Here is a 22,161-nt window from a genome sequence, read left to right as displayed (position 1 = left end):
CCGGATACCCCACCATGTCTACACCTAATATGACTCCCGGAGAAATCGTCTCCGAACTGGACAAGCATATCGTTGGCCAGGGCAAGGCCAAGCGTTCTGTCGCCGTGGCCCTGCGCAATCGCTGGCGCCGCCAGCAGGTTACCGAGCCTTTGCGCAGCGAAATCGTACCCAAGAACATTTTGATGATCGGCCCCACCGGCGTGGGTAAAACCGAAATCGCCCGCCGTCTGGCCAAACTGGCCAATGCGCCTTTCATCAAGGTCGAAGCCACCAAGTTCACAGAAGTGGGCTATGTAGGCCGCGACGTTGAAACCATCATCCGCGATCTGGTGGATATTTCGGTCAAGCAGACCCGCGAGATCGAAATGCGCCGTGTACGCACCCAGGCCGAGGAAGCCGCTGAAGACCGCATTCTGGACGTGCTGGTGCCCCCTTCGCGCGATGCCCACGGCCAGCCCCAACGTGAGGATAACTCCGCACGCCAGGTATTTCGCAAGCGCCTGCGTGAAGGCAAGCTGGACGATACCGAGATTGAAATCGAAATGGCCCAGGCCATGCCTCGCATGGAAATCATGGCCCCTCCCGGCATGGAAGAGATGACCGAGCAACTGCGTGGCATGTTCTCTGGTCTGGGACAGGAAAAAACCAAGGCTCGCAAGCTGACCGTCAAAGAAGCCTTCAAGCAACTGACCGAAGAAGAAGCGGCCCGTCGCGTCAATGAAGACGATTTGCGCACCGCTGCAGTGGCCAACGCCGAACAGAACGGCATTGTGTTCCTGGACGAAATCGATAAAATCACTGCCCGTGGCGAGAGCCAAGGCAGCGGTGGCGACGTGTCCCGCCAAGGTGTGCAACGCGATCTTCTGCCTTTGGTGGAAGGCACTAGTGTCACCACCAAATACGGTGTGGTGCGTACTGACCACATCCTGTTTATTGCGTCGGGTGCCTTTCACTTGTCGCGCCCATCCGATCTGATCCCTGAACTGCAAGGCCGTTTCCCTATCCGCGTGGAACTGGAATCGTTGAGCGCCCAGGATTTCGTACAGATTCTGTCGACCACCGATGCCTCCCTGACCAAGCAATACGCGGCTTTGCTGGGCACCGAAGACGTCAAACTGGATTTCCGTCCCGACGGCATTCAGCGTCTGGCCGAACTGGCTTTCGATGTCAACGAGCGCACCGAAAACATTGGTGCTCGCCGCTTGTACACGGTCATGGAAAAACTGCTGGAAGAGCTTTCCTACAGTGCTGGCAGCCACGGTGAACAAAGCGTGGTCATTGATGCAGACTACGTGAACAAACAGTTGCAGGAAACAGCGGCCAGCCAGGATCTGGCACGTTACGTGCTGTAAGTTCAGCACTAGACTCAAGGCTTATTCCGCTTGTTGTCGGACACGAAAAAGGGGCAGAAAAATCTGCCCCTTTTTCCATTCTTGTTCGGATAAGAACCAACACCGTACCAAGCAGACGACTGTACCAAGTTTTCAACAAGCTCTGGCTTGGCAAAACGAATCAGGCTTACTGATCGCCAGATCACCAAACAATTCCGCCGACCAGAGCATACTGATAGCTCCCCTGTATAAGACATAAAAAAACCGGGCGAACCCGGTTTTTCTCCACTTGCTGAATCCGCCTTATTTGCTGATCTTGGTGACCACGTAATCACCCCCATCGCGCTTGGCAGTAAATTTCACCTTGTCACCCGGTTTGATATCGGCCAGCAAGGCAGGATCAATTTTGTACACCAATGTCATGGCGGGTAGCTCTAGGTCGCTGATCTCAGCATGCTTGATGGTAATTTTGCCGGCCTCGGCGTCCAGTCGACGCACTTCACCGGACGCACTGGCTTCCTGAGCCTGGGCAACCACGACATATGCCGAGCCAGCCACCATACCCAAGGTCCCCAACGCCAAGGCCGTGCCTCGTTTCGTCCACGTCATTTTTCACTCCTGCAAATTGTGCAGAGCCAGACTATTAGCTCATAATGCCTACTTTCGGACGCCTGATGCGTCTGTTTCCGATCAAGCATAACGCTAAACCTTTGCAAAAGCATGAGTGAATTTATTAAAGGGTATGTGCTGCGTCCAGCCACCCCCGCCGATATTCCGACCATTTTGGGTCTGATGCGCGACATGGCCGCCTTTGAGAAACTGGAACATATTTTCAAGGCCAGCGCCGAGTCGCTGCGCAACAGTTTCTTCTCCGACGCCCCCAGCGCCTACTGCCTGGTGATCACGCCACAAGACCAGCCCAACACAGCAATCTCTTACATTATGTGGTTTTACAACTACTCCAGCTTTCTGGATCGCCGTGGCATCTATCTGGAGGATTTGTATATCGACCCCGCCCACCGCAAACACGGTCTGGGCGCTGCTGCCCTGCGTCATCTGGCTCAGTTGGCTGTCGCCCAGGGCTGTGGCCGCCTGGAGTGGGTGGTGCTGGACTGGAACCAAAACGCCATCGACTTCTACAAACATCAAGGCGCACAGGTACTGGATGACTGGCGCGTGGTGCGCGTCACGGGCGAGGCCTTGCTCAACATGGCCCAAGGCACTCCTGTTCCTGCTGAGATATAAAACCCATCATGTCCACACGACTTTCCATTATCAGCACCCGCACCGGCGACGACGGCACCACGGGTCTGGGTGATGGCAGCCGCCTGCCCAAAACCGCTCCCCTGATCCACGCTCTGGGAGATGTGGATGAACTGAACAGCCATATCGGTGTCTTGCGCAGCATGACGCTACCAGAGGATGTCGATACCTTGCTGTCCGACATCCAGCACGACTTGTTCGATATGGGGGCCGAATTGTGCATTCCTGGTCATCAGGTCATAGACAGCACGCATGTAGAACGTCTGGACCAGGCGATTAGTCATTACAACGAACCTTTGGGCATACTCCAAGAGTTTATTTTGCCTGGCGGCAGCCCGGCAGCGGCGCAAGCGCATGTGCTGCGTTGTGTAGCGCGTCGAGCAGAGCGCAGTGTTGTTGCGGTGCCCGCAGAGACACTGCCGCAGGACGGTCCGCGCTTGTACCTGAATCGCCTGTCGGATTTGTTGTTTGTATTGGCGCGTACCTTGAACCGTTACGCAGACCGCTCTGATGTGCTTTGGGAGCCCAAGCGCAACGCCCAGCACAAAGGCTGATTACCCACATCACGCCCGCCATGACCGCGACAAGAACAAGGCCCTGCTTGGCAGGGCCCTATTTTTTCAAACAAGGTCAATGCGGGTTGTGTCCGCAAACCTGAACACAGGCTGATCCGTAGGATCTTCGTACACCTGCCATTTCAAGGACAAGCTGCCTACCTGGATATCCACAGTCGCCAAGGTGTTTTCCCTGTCACTGTCGTCCGGGTCACAACGCCAGATCGGGAACCTTGCATGGTGCTGATCCGCCAGGACTTTTAAAGGATCAAGCTTGGCACCGGCTTGCGCCAACAACTCATCGCCTCGCTCCTGCCGCAGCTCGGACGAACGAGTCAGACGCTGTTCAAAGCATTGCATGGCCTCATGCACAGCATGGTTGGCATGCAAACGGTTTTGCTCAATCGTTTGCACGGACACGGCCTGGGCACTGAACTCCACGCTCAGCAAACGCGGATCACCTCGCTGGGCCAGACTCAGATGAAATGCACCGGAACGGGGGTGTTCCTGCAAAATGCTCACCGCCTGATCCAGATCGGGCTGATCGAGCATGGCACGGGTCAGAACCATGCGCGGCACGCCTGGGGCCACGTGGCGCGCCCGCACGTTATTGACCGTCATGGCCAGGCCTGCCTGTGTCACCGCAAAGCTGTGGCCCGGTAAAGAGGCGGGATACAGAAAGGAGACAAAGGACATACCACTATCGGGGATGAATTTAGCCACCCCGCAGTACCCGGCCAAGCCTGGATCGCCGTCCTCGTTATGCACCAGGCGGGGTTCCCCTTGATCAGGCATTTGCACGGTTGTGCAACCATCAGGCGCCATGGCCCATAAGTCGCCACGGCAATTCCACAAGAACACATCCTCAAATGGGAGCTCCAGGCCTAATGCCAGGCCCTGGAGCTCGGTCCATATTCGGGGAAAATAACGCTCGGTGTACTGGGCCAGCTGACTGGCTACAGCCGTTCCTTTTGATTGCATGATGCCCTGCCATGCTGTTGAGTTCAGCAAATAGGCATGCACTGCAGAGGCTCCGAAACGTCCCAAAGAATGGCCAATTTCTTTGGGACCACCACTTAACTCCAGATAGGACAACTTAGCCATTGCGTCTATTTCCAGTAGGCACCGGACTGGTGCAATTGATTTTCAAGCAACTCGATACCGCTTACCGCACGACTGCCCGCCTTGGCCAGAACCTGCTCCAGCAACACCTCCACCAGTGCCTGTGCAGCAACTAACGAAGGGAAAAAAGACGGACTGTCGGTTCCAAACAATAATGTGGCATCTGCCTGCTGCGCAATAGGGGCAAGCAAGCTGTCGCAAATCGCCAGAATGTGTGCATCTGCCCGCCGAGCAGCCTGATGCACCAGTACGGCTTCTTGCGAATACGGCGCAAAACCGAACAAAACCAATACATCGCCCTTTTGCAACGCCCGCACATCCATATCCAGGGTCCCTGACTCACCACGCAGCAAGACAATGGAGGGTCGAAACAAACGGTACTGATAATGAAAAGAAAAGGCAGGCGCAAAAGAGGCTCGAAACCCGGCCACAAAAACCCGCTTTGCCTTGGCAAGCAGGCTGACAGCCTGCGGAAGACGGGCTTCGTTCACCTCGCGCAACAGTGCCAGATTATCCATTTGCGCTGCCAGAACCTGTGCCTGGCGATCTTCTTTGTTTCGGTTACGAACCACCGCCCGAGCCTGATCGGCATAGCGGCGGGCACCCTGGCCATGCAGGGCCTGGGTGAAGACGGCCTTGAATTCTGCCCAACCGCCAAAGCCCAAAGACTGTGCAAAACGCAGCAAAGTGGCAGGCTGTACCTGTGCCTGGGCGGCCAACTGACGCATGGACAGCAAGGGCACCTGATCAGCGTGATCAAGCACATAACGTGCGCTTTGCTGGAACTGGGGCGACATGGCGGCAAACGCCGCTTGAATACGCTCCGTCAGGTTACTCAAGGAGTTCATGGGCCAACGCGCTTTTAAAGGGGACACCAAGTATATATCGGCCGCAAATGCTGCCAAGACGCAACAGTGCGATCTTTATCCATCTGTACCGACCACCCAATGATGATTTATTTGTTGAAAGTATTATTATATATTCAACATACGTTGAAAATATTTTGGGACTACTTTCTGGATCTGCGCCATGACACATGTTTTTCATCGCAACCCCAAGCACATGCTGCCCTATGCCGTTAAAGGGGATGGCATCCGCATTGTGGACAAGGAAGGCAAATCGTATATAGACGCCAGTGGCGGGGCGGCCGTGTCCTGCCTGGGCCATAGCCACCCTGCCGTCATTGCCGCCATCAAGCAGCAACTGGACCAGATTGCCTACGCCCATACCTCTTTTTTCAGCAGCCAGGCTGCCGAAGATCTGGCGGATTTTCTGACCAGCCGATCCCCTGGAGATCTGAATCACGCTTACTTTCTATCCGGCGGCTCTGAAGCAGTAGAGGCCAGCCTGAAACTGGCTCGACAATACTTTGTAGAAATTGGCCAGCCTGAGCGCCATATCTTCATCGCCCGCCGTCAGAGCTATCACGGCAATACGCTGGGTGCCTTGGCCATTGGTGGCAATGAATGGCGCCGCAAACCCTTTATACCGCTGCTGGCGCCAGCCCAGCACGTTTCCCCTTGCTATCCCTACCGCGATCAGCGCAGCGATGAAAGCGCCGAGCAATACGCGGACCGTCTGGCCCAGGAGCTGGATGACACGATTCAAAACCTGGGCCCCCAACATGTTGCTGCCTTTGTCGGCGAGACTGTGGTGGGAGCCACCGCCGGTGCCTTAGCCCCGGTAGGCGACTACTGGAAGAAAATCCGCCAGGTCTGCGACAAGCATGGTGTGCTCCTGATTCTGGACGAAGTCATGTCCGGCATGGGGCGCACCGGCTATCTGTTTGCCTGCGAAGAGGACGGCGTGGTGCCGGACATCATGGCTATTGCCAAGGGTCTGGGTGCGGGCTATCAGCCGATTGGGGCCATGCTGGCCAGTGACCGGATTTATCAAGCCATCCTGAATGGCTCGGGCTTTTTCCAGCACGGCCACACCTATATGGGCCACGCCACGGCCTGCGCCGGTGCGCTTGCCGTGCAGCAAGCCATTGAGCAGGACCAGTTGCTGGAAAACGTCCGCCAGCGTGGCGAACAATTACGCCAGGAACTGCATCAGGCATTGGACAGCCACCCCAATGTAGGCGATATACGCGGTCGAGGACTGTTTGTTGGCGTCGAGCTGGTACAAGACAAGGCCAGCAAGCAAGCCCTGGACCCAAGTCTGAAAACCCACGCCAAGATCAAACAACATGCATTTTCCCAAGGTCTGATGCTCTATCCTATGGGTGGCACGATAGATGGGGTGCATGGCGATCATATTTTGCTGGCGCCGCCCTTTATCTGTACCGAGTCCGACATTCAGGAAATCGTGAAACGTCTGACGCACACCATAGAGCACATCCTGCCCCGTTAAATCCCATCTTGCCGAGCAATGAGCGGACAGCCAGCATGGGCTGCCCTCCTCAGGAATGCCCCGCTGATCGTCCTGCGGCAAACCAGCCGCAAGAAGCACCGCCATACATAAAGGAGAACCATGGCCCGCCTACCTTATGCTGACCTGAACGCCCCCGAAGCCGCCCCATTGGTAGAACAAATCATTGCAGAGCGCGGCAGTGTCTTGCACCTGTACCAGATGCTGCTGCACAGCCCGCCCATTGCAAAAGGCTGGCTAAATCACCTGACGGGCATACGTCACAACAGCAGCCTGCCGGGTGATCTACGCGAGCTGGTCATCATGCGTGTAGCCTTGTTGAATCGTGCCCCTTACGAGGCCGATCAACATGCCCCTATCGCTCTGGCTGAAGGCCTGAGCCAGGCTCAACTCGATGCCCTGCCCGACTGGCAGAATTCGGATGCGTTCACGCCCATCCAGTGTGCGGTACTGGCCTACACCGATGCCATGACCTTGAAGGTGCAAGTGGAACCCGCCGTTTTTCAGGATGTACGTCAGTATTTCGATGAGCGCCTGACTGTCGAGCTGACCGCTACCATTGCTACCTACAATATGGTGTCGCGCTTTCTGGAAGCCTTGCACATCCACTCAGACGACTCGCGTTAAACCGGCACCCTAAGTACATTCGTCCTGCTGCCTCCCAAGCGCCCCGCCAGAAACTCCACAAACAAACGCAGTTTGGGAGGCAGATGGCGGGTGGGCGGATACAAGGCCCACAAGGCACCACAATATTGAGTGCGGAACTCCCAATCGGCCAGCACACGTACAATGCGCCCTTCCTGCTCGGGCTCTCTGGCCACAAAACAGGGCAAACTGCCTATCCCCAAGCCACGCTCGACCGCATCCAGACGCACACCCGTATGATTAGCCGCGTAACGCCCACTAACCGACACATTCAGCACCCGCCCTCCTTTATTGAAGCGCCAGCGTGAATCGCTGGGCGCCTCGCCCAGATAAATGCAGCTATGTTCGCGCAATTGCTGTGGATGCACGGGCAGGCTGTGCTCGGCCAGATAAGCGGGGCTGGCATACAAGCCATGTCGAATATCGGTCAGATGACGGCCCATCAAACCCGGTGGCGGCTGATCGGTGATTCGTATCGCCAGATCCAGTTGATCGTCGATCAGATCGGCGTAGCGATCATCCAGATTCATCAGGACATTCACCTTGGGATGCGCCGCCAAGAAGTCCGGCATATGAGGATGGATCAGAAAATGCCCCACTGCTTTGGGAACACTCAAGCGAATCTGCCCCTCTGGCTCGGTCTGGAACTGTCCCGAAATTTCCATCGCGGCCTGGGCGCAAGACAGCATGTCACGCGCATGCTCATAAATTGCCTGCCCACTATCACTTAAGCGCAATTTGCGTGTCGTGCGCTGCAGAACGCGCGTTCCCAGACCTTTCTCCAAACGCGCAATGGAACGGCTGACCGCCGACGGGGTATAGCCAAGCTGGCGAGAGGCTTCGGAAAAACTGCCTGTCTCCACCACTTTGACAAAAACCACCATGTCACTCATCAGGGAAGTGAGATTACTTGTGCTCATAGGGAATAAATCATTTCAATGAATTGCAATTACCAGGACTGCTGACAATGCCTACAATGCTTTAAAGCCAATCGACCGATAATAAAATGCAAGATAAATTATATTTGACCAGCCACAGCCTTACCTGCACAGCGGAAATCCTGGAGGGTTATCACTCCGAGAATGAACGCTACGCTGTCAGGCTGGATAAAACCTTATTTCACCCTCAAGGTGGTGGTCAGCCCTGTGACAAAGGCACGATAAATGGGAACGAGGTTCTGCACGTGGCGCAAAACCGCGATGGCCATGTCCTGCACTACCTGCACAAGTACCTGCCTTTGGGCCCAGTGGAACTACGTATCGACGGCAACCATAGACGGGAAAACGCTCGCTTACACACCGCAGGCCATATGATCGGTCATCTGCTGGAGCGCATTGGTTGGCAAGCGGTAAAGGCGCATCATTGGCCGGGCGAGTCGCGTGTCGTGTTTCGCAGCTCCGCAAATGCCCTGCCCCCACTTCTGGACGATTTATCGAACCACTGTGCCGAACAAATCCAACTGGCCCAAGCTATTTTCATCAGTTTCCAGGCTGGCCGACGCCAAGTTGCAATTGGCAATCTGGGTCAATACCCATGTGGCGGCACCCATGTTGAAAACACATCTGAATTGGCTGGATTGAAAATAATTCGCATCAAAAACAAAAAGGATGAACTTAGCGTTCACTATGAAATGATGACCGAATAAACAATAAAAACCAGGATAGTTGATTAGCACCGTCTATCAATGGGAAAAGACAAGAGCCTTTTAAAAACACCAAGAACATGAGGGATGTATTGAGAGGCTGAACGATTACAGATTGGACATATGCAGTCCCTGCAAATAGCGAGCTTCTGGCTACCCGACGTTCCCGCTGCATTGATGCGTCCACCTCACAAAAGCTGGGCGACGCTATCCTCGGTCAAAACGCCCTCGATCACTACCCGCCCAGCAACCCGCAAGGGCAACGTAACAATGGCCAAGCCGGAAGGGAGAGCTGCAGAGCATCTCGTCACCCCAAGCAAGGGCAACTTGCGCCTGAGCCCGTCTTGCCTTGTGGGATATCGCAGACCTGCCATGCCGCTGATTTTTTGGAGTGAATAGTGTTGCAAACCTATTGGCCAGAGTTCACTACTCTGGCGTTGATTCATTTTTTGGCCGTTATTGCCCCTGGGCCTGACTTTGCGGTCACCATCCGCCAAAGTGTGCGGCTGGGCCGCCAGGCCGGCATTGCCACCGCTATTGGCATCGGGGCGGGAATTTCCGTTCATGTGATCTACACCTTGTTGGGCGTAGGCGCTTTACTGCACTCCACCCCCTGGCTGATGAGCGTGGCCGAAATCTTGGGCGGCGCTTACCTGCTGTACATAGGCTGGGGATTTTTACGACAGGCCAACTCTCCCATGGAGGTAAGCCTAACCGAGTCCAGCAATGGCGAACCCGCTGCCGTCAGCGTGCGTCAGTCTCTGGCGCTGGGCTTTATGACCAATGCCACCAACCCCAAAGCCACCCTGTTCTTTCTGGCAGTATTTACATCAATAGTCAGTGCCAGCACCCCGCTCAGCACCCAAATGCTCTACGGCGTCTGGATGTGCCTGGTCAATGCGGGCTGGTTTATTGTCGTTAGTCTGATCTTCACCAATCCTCGCGTGCGCCAACGTTTCTTACGTATGGGAACCTGGTTTGAACGGATAACAGGCGTCTTGCTACTTGGTTTTTCACTGCGCCTGCTGGTGCATGCCGGGCAGCGTCTATTGATCTGAGCAGACAAAAGCCGAACAGGGTCAAAGATCGCAGCTTACCTTTGCACTCTGGCCTGCATAAGCGATAAATAGCAGCAAGCATGATTGCTCTAGCGCCATAAAAAAATCGCCCCGCCTTGTGAAAAGGCGGGGCGATTTTTCATTAGACCATGGACTGGCCCGTCTTACGGGCTCTGCGCCAATCCCGGATCAAGTTGCCAACCAGCAAGACTAAAATGATGGCCGACATGACAGGCCAGATCATAAAGTAAATCGTCATCAACATAAGATTCTCCTTTGCGTTTTTCTATCGTGAGTTCAAGCACGGGCCGAAGCCGGCTCGCCTTTCACTTCACGCTGTTTCTTGCCCGGTACGGGGGTCTCGTCGTAGTGGAAAGACTGCACGCGCTCGGCCAGGACGGAAAAATCAAAACGTTCCTGACTACGCAAACTGATGGCCACACAAACCACAGCGCTAACGCCGTAAGCCGTCAAGGACCCCAGCAAAACAATGTACTCACGCAGAAAACCAATGAAGTTGGGAAGCAAGATAGCGGTCGCAATCACACCAATCGCAATGGCAATACGGCTGCGGAAAAACGCAAAGGTCATCAAACCAGCAACAACACCACCGCCAATCGATGCAGTCACTTCGTAGAACAAGGCCACCACACCCTCGATGGGAATCAGCTCAAAGCGAACGATCGTAAACAGCACAACAGCGCACAACACCGACCAAGTAAACGCTTTGTTGGTAACACGATCCCAGTAAAAACTGACGATGACCGGGAACACAATCGCGCCCCACAAGGCACCGACAAACACCAGCATCACCAGAATATCCAGACGCAAACTGGCGAAGATCACCCCCACCATCGTGGCAACGACCATCGTGACACGGCCCCACCACAGCATACGAGCGGGTTGTGGACGGCCACGAGCAATGTTCTTGGCGTAAATATCCGTCATCACGATCGCTGACAAGGCGGCCAAGTCCGAGTCCGCTGTGGAAGACAAGGAGCCCACCACCAGAACGAAAAACAAGGCAATGCCAACGGGTGGCAGATACGTAGACGCCATCTGCGGGATGATGTTGTTCATATTGCCATTCACAGGCTGCAAGCCGGTGAACAAAGCCAGCAGACCCAACATACCCAAACCAATGACAACGGCACCGTAACCAATCGTGGCCGTCAGGAAAGTGGGCTTGATCAGATCCTCTCGCACTGCAAACAGGCGTTGGGCAATCGTCTGGTTACCAATCGCGTAAGCCAGTACCGCCACAAAGTACGGCGCACCTTGCTCCAAAATGGCCTTGGTCGAATAGAAGTTGGCTTGCTCGGAATCCAGACGCCACCAATTGGCCTGAATCATCTCTGTGCCACCAGCGTTAAAGAAAATCAGCGGAATAATGACGACGGCTGACAAAATCATGGCAACCAGTTGAGCAAAGTCCGTCATCACCGAGGCGCGAAAACCTGACCACAAGGTATAGGACAGCACTCCCAGACCCGCAATCAGCACACCTTGAATAAATGTCAGAGGGCTAAGGACCGAGACCAACGCACCCGCGGCGGTGAAGTTCACCATCAGGCTGATGCTACTGCCCACCACGTTGGAAATCGCCATAATCATCTGACTGGACGAGCCGTGCCGTGCGTGCAGCACCTCGGCCAGCGTATGTGCCTGCGGGGCAAGTTGGCGAAAACGTCGCCCAAAAGGGTAGATGAACAGAATCATCAAAGCACCCCATAGCCCGTAATGTAGAGGGCCTGATAGCCCATATTTAAAACCCGAGGTCGCGCTGGCATAAAAGGACGCGGCCCATATCCAGGTGGCAATCATGCTGGCCGCTGCAAGGCCAAAACCCACTGCACTGTTGGATACCATGTATCCATCCACGTTTTCTTTCTTTTGGCCAATCACGAGCGACATCAGAAATGTCGCACCATAAAAGCCAACCAGCAACAATATGGCCGTTGTGGTTGAAAGCGTAAAAAACTCCGCCTCTTGCATGTCTTTCCCTTTCTCTTCTGCGCGATGGCTGCTTGCAAAACAGCTCTCACTCGCATGCGTGCCGATTCCGCAGTAACGCGCTGGGCGGCACCGATCCCAAGATCAGAACCGAAACACCTGAACCGAACGCGCGCACACGCGCCTTCGCCCTTGGCCAGAGCCAAAGCGAAAAAAAGCAAGACACAGCGCAAAGTGCCTCACATTACGGCAAGTCTGCGGGCCTTACAGCAAATAAACATGGCCAGAGACAAGCCGCTCTGTTGCAGGCCGAAGTCGTGTGAGACCGTCGGCTGGTTGTTCCGCGACCCAAGGGTCGGGCAAGGTGTTTCGGGCTAAAGCCGGGTTGTTGTGCAACAACCTGTTGAAGAACGGACCGCCATTTTTTTATGCAATTTTGTCGCACCTGAACGGCCTGTTCGAGAAGCTGATTCAATGAACCAGAGCGACCAATTATACATATTTAAAATTTTAGGGTCTATATCATGCTGTTTCAGCATCGAAAAAGGGGGTTTCAGGCCTTTTCAATACACTCGTAGACCTCATCAGTACTCAAACTGGCACGTGCCAGTTCTTGGCAGGCAGCAGGCACTTTGCCTACAAAAGCGTAGCCCTCCCCTCGCACCGAGCGTATGGGCAGTTCCTCTCCGATCGCCGTTATTTTACGTTTCAAGCGACTGATCAAAACGTCCACAGAACGGGCAGTCGACTCCCGCCCTTCTTCCGGAGGAAACAAACGATCACGCTCTACGGTTTGCGGACTGACCGCAAAGAGAACCTGCACAATACGTCGCTCACCGCGCGTCAACAGGACCGAGTGACCGCGTGGCGTGAGCAAAGTCCAACCGTTCTCCATCAAGTCCCATCGTTGCAGATCCGGCTCCAACTCAGTTCTCTGAGGCAACAGCCCCGCACCGACGGGTTCTGCCAAATCAGTTCGCAAACTTTGCTGCAAGGCATAGCCGCGACGCCGCAAGGCCTGCACGCAAGCCACCACTTCCACCGGCAAAGCATCCTGGTCAAAGCAGGCATCAGCCCCAGCAAGCAACAAATGTCCTCGTTCCAGGCCAGCCATCTTGTCGCGCCGCACAACAAGGACACCTGCAGCAGGAAATTCCATGCGTAAACGATTGATATGCCAAAAAATCTTCTCTGCCTGACACACGAGAGCAAATACCATCTCCGCCCCGATTGAATGCGCTAAGGACAGGCATTGCTCTATCGTCTCTACCGTCTTTACCTTGACGCCCCACTGCTCCGACTCCAAGACGATCTGCTGCAAACTGGCCTTGTCGTTATGTAACAGAAACATTCGTTCTACCGTCATAGTCCTTACCCTTGTGGGCCCACACTAGGCAATTGATGTTTTTACCCTTGGACTGGCCGGTAAATTCGCCACTGGCTGCCTTGACCAGGAACGCGGCTATCAAGGAATCCATGTTGGGATCAGGATTCAGAGTCACTGGAACTGTCCCGCCCATTCGCTTTAGAGTAGTCTTGCGGACCGCAGTCAAAGAAACAGTCTCGCCAGAAATCAGATGGAAAAAGGGGGTACGGTGCCGCAAAGGCACGCCCTGCACCCATTCCAGCACAAGCCTGGCTGTCGCCAACGCCGCCGCAGCGGTATGTAGCACGCGTCTTGGGGTTTTCCGTAACTGCCATCAATGTTGTCGTTTTCTCGTTTCAAACCAACTTATAGATGCTGTTCACAATCTGTTCGCTTACAAAAAAAGTAGCCAAAATTTTTTCTGACCCTCTTGTATTGCACTGACATAACCAAGTTTTCGGGTGCAATACCCCCTCGCCTCGTCACGACGATAATTTGAATGTTTTCTCAAGAACCCTTTACCGAAATTTCATCCCTATTCGGTTTTTTTTATTTTCTTACCATTTTTTTATAATGGCTTTTGAATTCTTACAGAACCTGTTTGAATCACTGCAAAAAAACACCTTAATAAACCGTTTATTTCATTTTTGTTTTAAATATTAGGATTTTTGTGCTGTCGGTAAACCGAGGGAGACAGGCCGCTGTATCGACGAAATGCGGTGGAAAAATTGGCCGGATTTAGATAGCCAGACTCGGCCGCCACGTTAGTGATGGCCATATCGGTTTGCCTGAGCAAATGCATGGCATAACGCATGCGGCTGGAATACACAAAATCGCGCACCGTTAAACCACCACTCTCTTTAAAGAGCTCGTTCAAGCGGCGAGCGGTCGTCCCGAACCTCTCCGCCAGACTATCGACCGTCAAATAATCCGACAGATTGTCCCGCACGTGCTGCTGTACTGCATCGACCAGACAATGCTGAGCGGATGAACTAGAAAGACCCTTCCACCCCTTGTTAGCACTGCTTTCTTCCCTACTTCCTTCCATCTCCCTCAGGCCCAGATGCAGGCGAATACGCTCGATCACTAATTGCACATGGGTTTGGTACGCAATGAAATCGCGAGCGCCGCTACGTAAAGCCATGAGCTGACTATCCGCGCATAAAACCGCTGACAGGAACACCACCGGAATAGAAGCGGTTTGGGGATTGGCACGCAACATCCGCATAAAAGTGTCGCCCCGCAAACCAGGCAAGTGGTATTCACTCAACACACAATCAGGCTGCAAGGACTGGCAACGCGCCAAGCCCTGCTGTGCATCCAGCGCAAAACTAATACGAGCAAAACTAGTGCGTAACAAAGCCAGTAAATCGGCTATGCCGGCAGGTTCTGGAGCAATAAGCAAAATATGAGCTTCAGACGAGACATGCATAAGCAATCCACCTATGGGGACAAATAAGTTTGTTTTGTTCCAAGTCGACGCTAATTCTAATAATTAAAAACACTTCCAAATAATTCGCTTATTTACCCAGCCTTTATATTTCTATTTATTTCCATAAAAACAGTTACATTATTTCATTTCATTTCTTTCAAACCTAGTAAACTTCGCTTTTGAATGCAAAGATCCGAAAACAAAGCGCCATTACGTTCAAATATTTTTCTTTTGTTTCAAATGAGTAAATTAAGATTCAAAACAATACTCAAACACACAAACAGACAAATAAAAACCCCGCCGTAGCGGGGCTCATCAGTAAAGCAGGGCAAACCTCAAATCAACGATTATGCGTTGCTGGCATAGCCCGCCCGCGCCAGAACGCCCAACGGGCCGATCTGGCGTACCACATCAATTTGTTCGGGAGTACGCACATAAATGCAGCCGGCATAAGACAGAGCATTGACTGAAATACCGTCAACCAACTCCATGCTGCGCGGCACCACCAGCATCCATCCCTGGCCAGCCAACATATTATGTGGCGGTAACTGTCCGTCCTGCCCTGGCACCAAACCCAACTCATTGCACGCCAGGCGGTAAGAATTCAAAAGACTGTCACTCAAGGCGACCGGATCTCGGCTATCGGACAAGCGCACAAAACAATGCTCAAAAGCCAAGGCGGGGTGTTGATGCGCGCTGCCTGCAGCAGCCTGGGTGGGGAGTTTGTCAAGATAGAGAGCCAGCGAACCATTGCTGTCCGCCTGCGGAATCCATTGCGTATGTTTGTGACGCTGGCTGGCACCTGCCGGGCCACCGCCGTTGTAAAAGCCCAAACCATTCTGCAAGGCCAGAAAGTCCGCCAGAATTCGGAAATCAATATCGCGTAGCGGGCTGAGCTGTTCGGAAAACACCTTGTCGGCCAGCACCAAATGCAGATCACAGACAGCAAACTTGTTCAGCACAATATTGTGTGTGCTGCTGGCATCATCCACCGTCAAAGCGGGGGCTGGCGGCAAGAAAGGATTGAAGTTGGGGTCGCGCGGTCCACCTGGAATCGAGACGCTGGCAGCATCCTTGGCCGCCAGAGTAGATACCCAACGCACAAAAAATGTCAGCCCTTGATCCCGCATCAACTGCTCTTGAGCTTGCACGGGCAACAAATCACCACTGGCCAGCGCGGCCCGACTTAGTTGGTCCAGGCGTTGCAAAATTTCCTTGCTCACGTCGTCTCGCTCCTCATTTGAAGTTGTATAGTGACGCCTTATTGTAGGCAAGAGACGCGAATAAACGCGCATGCTGCCTAACGCAAATTTTCCACCACCTCTATCAGGAGTACTCCATGTCCGGTATTCGCCGTATTGCCAGCCCACTGCCACTGCCCTTCTCGCGTGCCACCATGGCTGGCGGTTTTTTGTTCTTGTCCGGCCAGATCCCCTATGACGCCCAAGGTGAAGTGGTACGTGGCTCCATCCAGGACCAGACCCACGCTGTGTTTGACCGCCTGATCGAAGGTCTGGCTCTGGCTGACGCCAGCTTGGCTGATGTGGTCAAAGCCACCGTCTGGCTGTCCGATATGGCCTTGTTTGCCGACTTCAATAAAGTCTATGCCGAGCGCTTTGGCGACACCTTGCCTACCCGCTCGCTGGTTGAAGCCAAACTGGCCAAAAGCGTGGACGTAGAAATTGAAGTTCAAGCCTGGCTGGGCGATCGCGCCTAAGCCGCTTTCAGACCGACGGGTCGTCACACAAATTCACGCTACCAGGCCTTGGATATGGCACACTGAATTCCTCTAGTCCAAGGAGAATTCTGATGCGTTTTTTTGCTTCGGCCCGTCACACTTTACTGGCTTGTTCTGTCTTAGGTCTGGGCACCAGCATCACCACCTACGCAGCCACGACTGACCAAGCCGCAGAACCGACTGCGATCAAACGCTTTCTGGGCGATTCGGACCTGCCTTTTTCCCGCGCCGTGCAAGCCGGGGACTTTCTGTTCCTGTCAGGACAAATCCCGCTGAACGCGAAAGGCGAGATCGTGCGCAGCAGTATTGAAGATCAGACCAATGCCACGCTGGACCGAATTGAAGAGACGCTGAAATTGGCCGGTGCAGACCTTAGCCATGTCGTCAAAGTGACGGTGTATCTATCTGATATGGCCTTGTACGATCAGTTCAACAAAACTTATAAAGAACGCCTGGGCAGCAACTTTCCGGCACGCTCGTTAGTACAGGCCAAACTGGTGGGTGGTGTGGACGTAGAAATCGACGTTCAGGCATGGACGGGCACTAAAACCAGGCCAGCCAAACATTGATACCGGCCCCTTGCCATAGCCGATCCCTTATAAGCGGCACGCTTACTGCCTGACTGTCTTGTATGGCACACTAGCACCCTTAGCCAGACCTTTTACCCGCGCCAGGCTTACCGCCTGGCGTTTTCGTTGCCTTTACGGACTCTCTCATGATCTACGCGATTACTGCCCTTTTCGCCTTTCAGTTAATCGGCGAAATTCTGGTGCAGACACTATCTTTGCCGCTGCCAGGGCCTTTGGCAGGCATGCTGCTTCTAGCTGCAGCCTTGCTGATTCGTGGCGGCGTACCGGCCTCGTTGGAGAGCACAGCCAGTGTCATGCTACAGAACCTGATGCTGCTATTTATCCCCGCCGTGACTGGCGTGATGTTGTATTTTGATCGAGTGGCCCAGGAGTGGCAGCCCTTTTTGATCGCCACCTTGGGCGGCACCGTCATCACCATGGTGGTCACAGCCTTGGTGCTCAATCGTCTGCTTAAAAACCACCAGGAAAAAGAGTAATGACGGACGGACTTTTTCAAATCTGGGTCTTTCTGTCCAGTTCGCCCCTGCTGTGGCTGACCTTGACCTGCTCGGTCTACGCAGGCTCGGTCTGGATGTACCGCAAATCAGGCAGTAGCCCGTTCTTGCTGCCGATTCTGGTCTCGGTTCTGGTAATTGTGTCCCTGCTCTTGCTGACCCGCACGCCCTACCCCGTCTATTTTGAAGGGGCCAAGTTCATTCACTTTCTGATTGGCCCTGCCACGGTTGCCCTGGCTGTGCCGCTCTACAGCCAGCTGCGTCAGTTGCGCAAGATCTGGAAGCCGCTAACCATTGCCCTGCTGATTGGCTCGGTGACCGCTATTTTCAGTACGGTGCTGATTGCCTGGGCCTTGGGTGGCTCATTTGAAACCATCATGTCGGTGGCACCGCGCTCGGCCACCATGCCAATTGCCATGGCTTTGGCAGAACAATTTGACGGGCAACCTTCCTTGGCGGCTGTCGCTGTTGCCATTACTGGGATCGCGGGCACCATTATGGCGCGCCCGCTGCTGAACGTGCTGCGAATTGATCGCCCCGAAGCCCGTGGCTTTGCTGTGGGCGTGACGGCACACGCCATCGGCACCGCCCGCGCCTTGCAGGTTCATGAAACGATTGGCGCGTTCTCTGCCATTGGCCTGAGTCTGAACGGGATCATGACCGCCGTGCTGGTGCCCTTTGTTCCTATTATCTTGCGCTGGTTAGGTGTGGCCTGAGCCAGGCGGGACAGTCTGGCTCTAGCGCCACTCGTCTCGATAGACGAAACGGGGCATCTGCCAATTGCGGTGCAAAGCCAGCATACGGAAACCCAGACCGATAATCATGGGGCCCAACAGGGTGACATACGGGTTCCAATCCAGATGCTGGGCACCCAAATACAAAGCGCCAGTCAGCATGGATACACTGGCATACATCTCCTTGCGTAGCAGCAAGGGGATGTCATTGCACAAGATGTCACGCAAGACGCCACCTGCACAACCGGTAATCATGCCGCTGAGCAGCACCACCGTAATCGGCAGCTTCATCTCCAGCGCAATCTGGCAGCCAATCACGGTAAAGACCACCAGCCCCATGGCGTCGAGCAGCAGGAACAGGCTGTGTAAGCGCCGCATGATAGGGGCGATCAAAGCCGTAAGGATAGCCGCACCTGCCGTAATCCACAGATATTCAGGATGCTGCACCCAGGTCAGCGGGTAATGCCCCAACAGCACGTCCCGCACCGAGCCGCCACCCAAAGCGGTGACACAAGCGATGGTGCACACACCCACCCAATCCATGTCGCGACGGCCTGCGGCCAGCGCCGCAGTCATGGCTTCGGCGGTGATGGCAATAATGTAGAGAACAAGTAAGAGCATGATATTTTTTAAGCATCAAGCTGTTGAAGAAGCCCCCGATAGCAACGCAGCATCAGCAAGCCAGGCACAGCAATAAAGACGGTACAAATAAAAAAGCCCGGCCAGCCCAGGGATTCGACCAGTACAGGTGTCAAAGGCCCAGCCAGATACGTACGCCCCACTGCCGACAAGGCCGACAGAAGTGCAAATTGAGTGGCGGAATAAGTCCGATTGCACAGGGCCATCAGCAAAGCGACAAAGGCTGCTGTGCCTAGACCGCCGCACAGATTTTCCAGACCGACCACCATGCCCATCAGCCACATGGATGGCGCGGTTTCAATCGCAATCCACCAATAACCCAGGTTGGAGACAGCCTGCAACACACCAAAGATCATCAAGGCCCGGTACAGACCCAGACGAGCCATGATTGCCCCGCCCATCAAGGCCCCAACCACCGTCGCCGCCAGACCAAACACCTTGTTGATCGTGCCAACCTCGGACAGCGTAAAACCGGCCGCACGAATCAAAAAGGTGGTGGACAAGGCACCGGCAAAGGCATCGCCCAGCTTGTAGAGCACGATCAGCGCCAGAATACTCCAGGCGCCAGGGCGCGAGAAAAAATCTGCCAACGGTGCCACGACCGCCTCAGACAAGCTACGGGGCGGACGGCTCTGTTCCTGTGGTTCTGGTGAAATCAAGGTCACCAGCGCGCACAGCGCCATGAAACCACCCATCAGAAAATAGGTATTGGACCAGCCCAACCAGCGATCCGCCAGAATCAAGGCCAGACCACCGGAGACGATCATGGCGATGCGGTAACCCATGACCTTGACCGCCGCCCCCGCCGCCCGCTCCTGCGCTTGCAGCACATCGGTGCAATAGGCATCGAAGGCAATGTCCTGCGTCGCTGACAAAAAAGCCACCCACACGGCCAGCAAGGCCAACGCAGTCAGGTTTACGGAAGGAGAAAACAAACCCATGGCCGCAATCGAGGCGGCCAGCAGCAATTGGGTCAACAATATCCAGCCACGCCTGCGCCCCATGAACGGTGGTGCATAGCGGTCAATCAGGGGGGCCCACAGAAACTTCAGCGTATAGGCCGAGCCGACCAGCGTCAGAAAACCGATCTCGGTCAGCGAAACATTTTCAACCGTCGCCCAGGCCTGCAAGGTGCCTGAAACCAGGGCCAGAGGCAGGCCGCTGGCAAACCCCAGAATCAGCAAAGGCAAGACTCGGGGACTGGTATAGACACGTGACACGTCAGGCCTTATTAGCGCTAAGCAGCAAGAAAATGGGGAGACTCGAAACGATACATGGCCAAAGTACTGCGCCAGCCCGGCAAAAAGCGCACCGTGTCGCGACCATTGAATGCGGCACGATCAAGAATACGTACCCCCACCGCCTGGGCCAGATCTTGAAAGTCTTTCATGGTGCACAAATGGATGTTGGGCGTGTTGTACCACTGGTAAGGCATTTCGCCGGTGACCGGCATGCGTCCGCGCAAAATGCTCCAGCCATGCGGCCAATAACCGAAGTTAGGAAACGAGACGATACCATACCGCGCCACCCGCGCCATCTCGCGCAGGATGTGCTCGGTATGGTGCATGGACTGTAAGGTTTTGGACAGCACAACGGTGTCAAACTGCTGATCGCTAAATAGCGCCAGACCCTCTTCCAAGTCCTGCTGAATGACATTGACGCCACGACGCACCGAAGCGATCACGAACTGGTCGTTCAGCTCTACGCCTGTGCCAACGACCTGGCGCGTATCGCGCAGATGCGCCAGCAAAGTGCCATCGTTACAGCCCAGATCCAGCACACGCGAACCTGGCTCAATCCACTGCGCAATGCGCAGCAAATCCGGTCTTAACATGACATCATCCACCTGTGTTTGCGGCTTAGTCATTCTGCCAGCACCCCTGTCGTGCGCGTGCGCGCAGGCAAGCCCAAATTAGCGGCGATCTGGTCATAGTATCCCTGCACAACGGCATGATAACGAGGGTCTTCCAGCAAAAAAGCGTCGTGCCCGTGCGGGGCATCGATTTCAGCATACGTTACCTGGCGCTGATTACGCAGCAGGGCCTGCACGATTTCACGCGAACGCTCGGGCGAGAAACGCCAGTCCGTGGTGAAGGACACCAGCAAGAACTTGGCCTGCACATTTTCCAGTGCCTTGACCAGGTCCCCCTGAGACTGGCGCGCAGGGTCAAAGTAATCCAGCGCACGAGTGATGATCAGGTAGGTATTGGCGTCAAAATAGCGCGAGAACTTCTCGCCTTGATAACGCAAATAGGATTCGACCTCGAATTCCACGCCGTAGTTGTAGTTGTATTCGCCACCTTGGGCTGGCGCACGCTGATTACGGCCAAATTTTTCGGCCATGGCCGTATCAGACAAATAGGTGATATGGCCCACCATGCGGGCAACGCCCAGACCTGCTTTAGGCACCACACCATGCTCGTAGTAATTCCCACCGTGAAACTGCGGGTCGGACAAAATGGCGCTGCGGGCCACTTCGTTAAAGGCAATGTTCTGGGCCGACAGGCGCGGGGTGCTGGCAATAACCACACAGTTCTCCACACGCTCGGGGCAACTGATGGCCCAGCTCAGGGCCTGCATGCCACCCAAGGAGCCCCCCATGACGGCAGCAAACTTGCGGATGCCAAAGTAATCGGCCAAGCGGGCCTGAGCACGAACCCAGTCTTCTACCGTCAGCACGGGAAACTCGGAGCCCCACGGTTTGCCAGTGGCAGGGTTGATACTGGACGGGCCGGTCGAGCCAAAGCAGGAGCCGATATTGTTGACGCCGATGACAAAGAAACGATCGGTATCCACTGCTTTGCCAGGGCCGACCATATTGTCCCACCAGCCTATGCTTTTAGGATCGTCGTCGTAATACCCGGCCACGTGGTGCGAGGCATTGAGGGCATGGCACACCAATACGGCATTGCTGCGTTCGTCGTTAAGGGTGCCATAGGTTTCGACTGCCAGCTCGTAGCTGGGCAGCACTTGCCCGCTGCGCAGATGCAGGGGTTCGTCAAAGGCGATGAGTTCGGCTTGTACGGGGCCCACGGAACCTTCGGGGATCAATCCGCAGGATGGGCTAAGGGCGCCAGTGTCGGCGCTAGGGACGGAATCAGTGGCCATCAGGACCTCTTTAGCTGGATTTATGGAGCGCCCGCAAGCGGATCAGGCAAATCGGCGCAAAACGTATAAGACAAAATTCTAGCATCGCTGCGGCGCGGCGTCCAAATCGACCAAGCTGG

Annotated in this window: 24 protein-coding genes and 1 riboswitch; of the genes, 11 read left to right on the top strand and 13 right to left on the bottom strand. The window is 54.7% G+C overall.

Features of this window, described 5'->3' with window-relative positions; translation table 11 throughout:
- Positions 1-14: 14 nt before the first annotated feature.
- On the top strand, positions 15-1,352 hold the full coding sequence (gene hslU / locus LNA76_RS09120) for an ATP-dependent protease ATPase subunit HslU (protein WP_094195463.1): 1,338 nt from the start codon (positions 15-17) through the stop codon (positions 1,350-1,352).
- 282 nt (positions 1,353-1,634) lie between these two features.
- Here hslU and LNA76_RS09115 read toward each other — a convergent pair whose 3' ends face one another.
- The gene (locus LNA76_RS09115; RefSeq protein WP_230019179.1) at positions 1,635-1,892 is read right to left on the bottom strand and encodes a copper-binding protein; all 258 of its coding nucleotides are present in this window, start codon (positions 1,890-1,892) and stop codon (positions 1,635-1,637) included.
- A 159-nt stretch (positions 1,893-2,051) separates the two neighbouring features.
- On the opposite strand from LNA76_RS09115, the gene LNA76_RS09110 reads away from it, so the two are divergent.
- Together LNA76_RS09110 and LNA76_RS09105 are read left to right on the top strand one after the other, a co-directional pair.
- Positions 2,052-2,576 carry a GNAT family N-acetyltransferase gene (locus LNA76_RS09110; protein WP_094195461.1) on the top strand — a complete coding sequence of 175 codons (525 nt, stop codon included), beginning with the start codon at positions 2,052-2,054 and terminating at the stop codon, positions 2,574-2,576.
- A gap of 8 nt (positions 2,577-2,584) precedes the next feature.
- Positions 2,585-3,148 carry a cob(I)yrinic acid a,c-diamide adenosyltransferase gene (locus LNA76_RS09105; protein WP_108728216.1) on the top strand — a complete coding sequence of 188 codons (564 nt, stop codon included), beginning with the start codon at positions 2,585-2,587 and terminating at the stop codon, positions 3,146-3,148.
- Between the two features lie 66 nt (positions 3,149-3,214).
- Here the strand turns inward: LNA76_RS09105 and LNA76_RS09100 are convergent, their stop codons facing one another.
- Both LNA76_RS09100 and LNA76_RS09095 read right to left on the bottom strand, forming a co-directional pair.
- Positions 3,215-4,252 carry a C45 family autoproteolytic acyltransferase/hydolase gene (locus tag LNA76_RS09100; protein WP_230018918.1) on the bottom strand — a complete coding sequence of 346 codons (1,038 nt, stop codon included), beginning with the start codon at positions 4,250-4,252 and terminating at the stop codon, positions 3,215-3,217.
- Positions 4,253-4,257: 5 nt separating this feature from the next.
- Positions 4,258-5,118: a MurR/RpiR family transcriptional regulator gene (locus tag LNA76_RS09095; protein ID WP_094198241.1), complete on the bottom strand. Its 861-nt coding sequence runs from the start codon at positions 5,116-5,118 to the stop codon at positions 4,258-4,260.
- A 181-nt stretch (positions 5,119-5,299) separates the two neighbouring features.
- On the opposite strand from LNA76_RS09095, the gene LNA76_RS09090 reads away from it, so the two are divergent.
- On the top strand, positions 5,300-6,625 hold the full coding sequence (locus LNA76_RS09090) for an aspartate aminotransferase family protein (RefSeq protein WP_230018917.1): 1,326 nt from the start codon (positions 5,300-5,302) through the stop codon (positions 6,623-6,625).
- 120 nt (positions 6,626-6,745) lie between these two features.
- The gene (locus tag LNA76_RS09085) at positions 6,746-7,270 is read left to right on the top strand and encodes a carboxymuconolactone decarboxylase family protein (protein ID WP_230018915.1); all 525 of its coding nucleotides are present in this window, start codon (positions 6,746-6,748) and stop codon (positions 7,268-7,270) included.
- Here the strand turns inward: LNA76_RS09085 and LNA76_RS09080 are convergent.
- Positions 7,267-8,208 (bottom strand): LysR family transcriptional regulator, encoded by a 942-nt coding sequence (locus LNA76_RS09080; protein ID WP_125277370.1) that lies wholly within the window; start codon positions 8,206-8,208, stop codon positions 7,267-7,269. The genes LNA76_RS09085 and LNA76_RS09080 overlap by 4 nt on opposite strands.
- 86 nt (positions 8,209-8,294) lie before the next feature.
- Here LNA76_RS09080 and LNA76_RS09075 point away from each other — a divergent pair, with 86 nt between their 5' ends.
- Both LNA76_RS09075 and LNA76_RS09070 read left to right on the top strand, forming a co-directional pair.
- Positions 8,295-8,933 (top strand): threonine--tRNA ligase, encoded by a 639-nt coding sequence (locus LNA76_RS09075; RefSeq protein ID WP_125277369.1) that lies wholly within the window; start codon positions 8,295-8,297, stop codon positions 8,931-8,933.
- A 395-nt stretch (positions 8,934-9,328) separates the two neighbouring features.
- A complete protein-coding gene (locus tag LNA76_RS09070; RefSeq protein WP_321267539.1) occupies positions 9,329-9,988 on the top strand; it encodes a LysE family translocator in 660 nt (219 codons plus the stop codon).
- A gap of 142 nt (positions 9,989-10,130) precedes the next feature.
- On the opposite strand, the gene LNA76_RS09065 is transcribed toward LNA76_RS09070, so the two are convergent.
- From LNA76_RS09065 to LNA76_RS09045, 5 genes are all read right to left on the bottom strand, one after another.
- Positions 10,131-10,253, bottom strand: coding sequence for a putative transporter small subunit (locus LNA76_RS09065; RefSeq protein ID WP_094195454.1), 123 nt, complete (start codon positions 10,251-10,253; stop codon positions 10,131-10,133).
- A gap of 32 nt (positions 10,254-10,285) precedes the next feature.
- On the bottom strand, positions 10,286-11,983 hold the full coding sequence (locus LNA76_RS09060; protein ID WP_125277368.1) for a sodium:solute symporter family protein: 1,698 nt from the start codon (positions 11,981-11,983) through the stop codon (positions 10,286-10,288).
- Positions 11,984-12,494: 511 nt separating this feature from the next.
- Complete coding sequence (locus tag LNA76_RS09055; protein ID WP_230018913.1) at positions 12,495-13,307, bottom strand: winged helix-turn-helix domain-containing protein; 813 nt, start codon at positions 13,305-13,307, stop codon at positions 12,495-12,497.
- Between the two features lie 652 nt (positions 13,308-13,959).
- Positions 13,960-14,739, bottom strand: coding sequence for a response regulator transcription factor (locus tag LNA76_RS09050; protein WP_108728223.1), 780 nt, complete (start codon positions 14,737-14,739; stop codon positions 13,960-13,962).
- A gap of 347 nt (positions 14,740-15,086) precedes the next feature.
- Complete coding sequence (locus LNA76_RS09045; RefSeq protein ID WP_125277365.1) at positions 15,087-15,962, bottom strand: ATP adenylyltransferase family protein; 876 nt, start codon at positions 15,960-15,962, stop codon at positions 15,087-15,089.
- Between the two features lie 116 nt (positions 15,963-16,078).
- On the opposite strand from LNA76_RS09045, the gene LNA76_RS09040 reads away from it, so the two are divergent.
- The 4 genes from LNA76_RS09040 (at position 16,079) to LNA76_RS09025 (ending at position 18,277) form a co-directional block, all read left to right on the top strand.
- Positions 16,079-16,456 (top strand): RidA family protein, encoded by a 378-nt coding sequence (locus tag LNA76_RS09040; RefSeq protein ID WP_230018911.1) that lies wholly within the window; start codon positions 16,079-16,081, stop codon positions 16,454-16,456.
- Positions 16,457-16,548: 92 nt separating this feature from the next.
- A complete protein-coding gene (locus LNA76_RS09035) occupies positions 16,549-17,046 on the top strand; it encodes a RidA family protein (protein ID WP_108728226.1) in 498 nt (165 codons plus the stop codon).
- A gap of 146 nt (positions 17,047-17,192) precedes the next feature.
- On the top strand, positions 17,193-17,543 hold the full coding sequence (locus tag LNA76_RS09030; protein ID WP_108728227.1) for a CidA/LrgA family protein: 351 nt from the start codon (positions 17,193-17,195) through the stop codon (positions 17,541-17,543).
- A complete protein-coding gene (locus LNA76_RS09025) occupies positions 17,543-18,277 on the top strand; it encodes an LrgB family protein (protein ID WP_121737795.1) in 735 nt (244 codons plus the stop codon). The genes LNA76_RS09030 and LNA76_RS09025 overlap by 1 nt, the downstream gene beginning before the upstream one ends.
- A gap of 21 nt (positions 18,278-18,298) precedes the next feature.
- On the opposite strand, the gene LNA76_RS09020 is transcribed toward LNA76_RS09025, so the two are convergent.
- From LNA76_RS09020 to metX, 4 genes are all read right to left on the bottom strand, one after another.
- Positions 18,299-18,916 carry a trimeric intracellular cation channel family protein gene (locus LNA76_RS09020; RefSeq protein WP_094195444.1) on the bottom strand — a complete coding sequence of 206 codons (618 nt, stop codon included), beginning with the start codon at positions 18,914-18,916 and terminating at the stop codon, positions 18,299-18,301.
- An 8-nt stretch (positions 18,917-18,924) separates the two neighbouring features.
- Complete coding sequence (locus LNA76_RS09015; protein ID WP_108728229.1) at positions 18,925-20,154, bottom strand: muropeptide transporter; 1,230 nt, start codon at positions 20,152-20,154, stop codon at positions 18,925-18,927.
- 17 nt (positions 20,155-20,171) lie between these two features.
- A complete protein-coding gene (gene metW / locus LNA76_RS09010; protein ID WP_094195442.1) occupies positions 20,172-20,801 on the bottom strand; it encodes a methionine biosynthesis protein MetW in 630 nt (209 codons plus the stop codon).
- Positions 20,798-22,042, bottom strand: a complete 1,245-nt coding sequence (gene metX, locus LNA76_RS09005) for a homoserine O-succinyltransferase MetX (RefSeq protein ID WP_125277363.1) — start codon at positions 22,040-22,042, stop codon at positions 20,798-20,800. Before metX ends, metW begins: the two co-directional genes overlap by 4 nt.
- Positions 22,032-22,110: riboswitch (SAM riboswitch) on the bottom strand. It overlaps the preceding gene by 11 nt.
- Positions 22,111-22,161: the final 51 nt, after the last annotated feature.

This window comes from Alcaligenes sp. MMA (assembly GCF_020907215.1).
In the GTDB taxonomy this organism is placed as follows: domain Bacteria; phylum Pseudomonadota; class Gammaproteobacteria; order Burkholderiales; family Burkholderiaceae_B; genus Alcaligenes; species Alcaligenes aquatilis.
The sequence above is the reverse complement of the archived record's forward strand: the minus strand, read 5'-3'. Positions and strand labels throughout refer to the sequence as shown.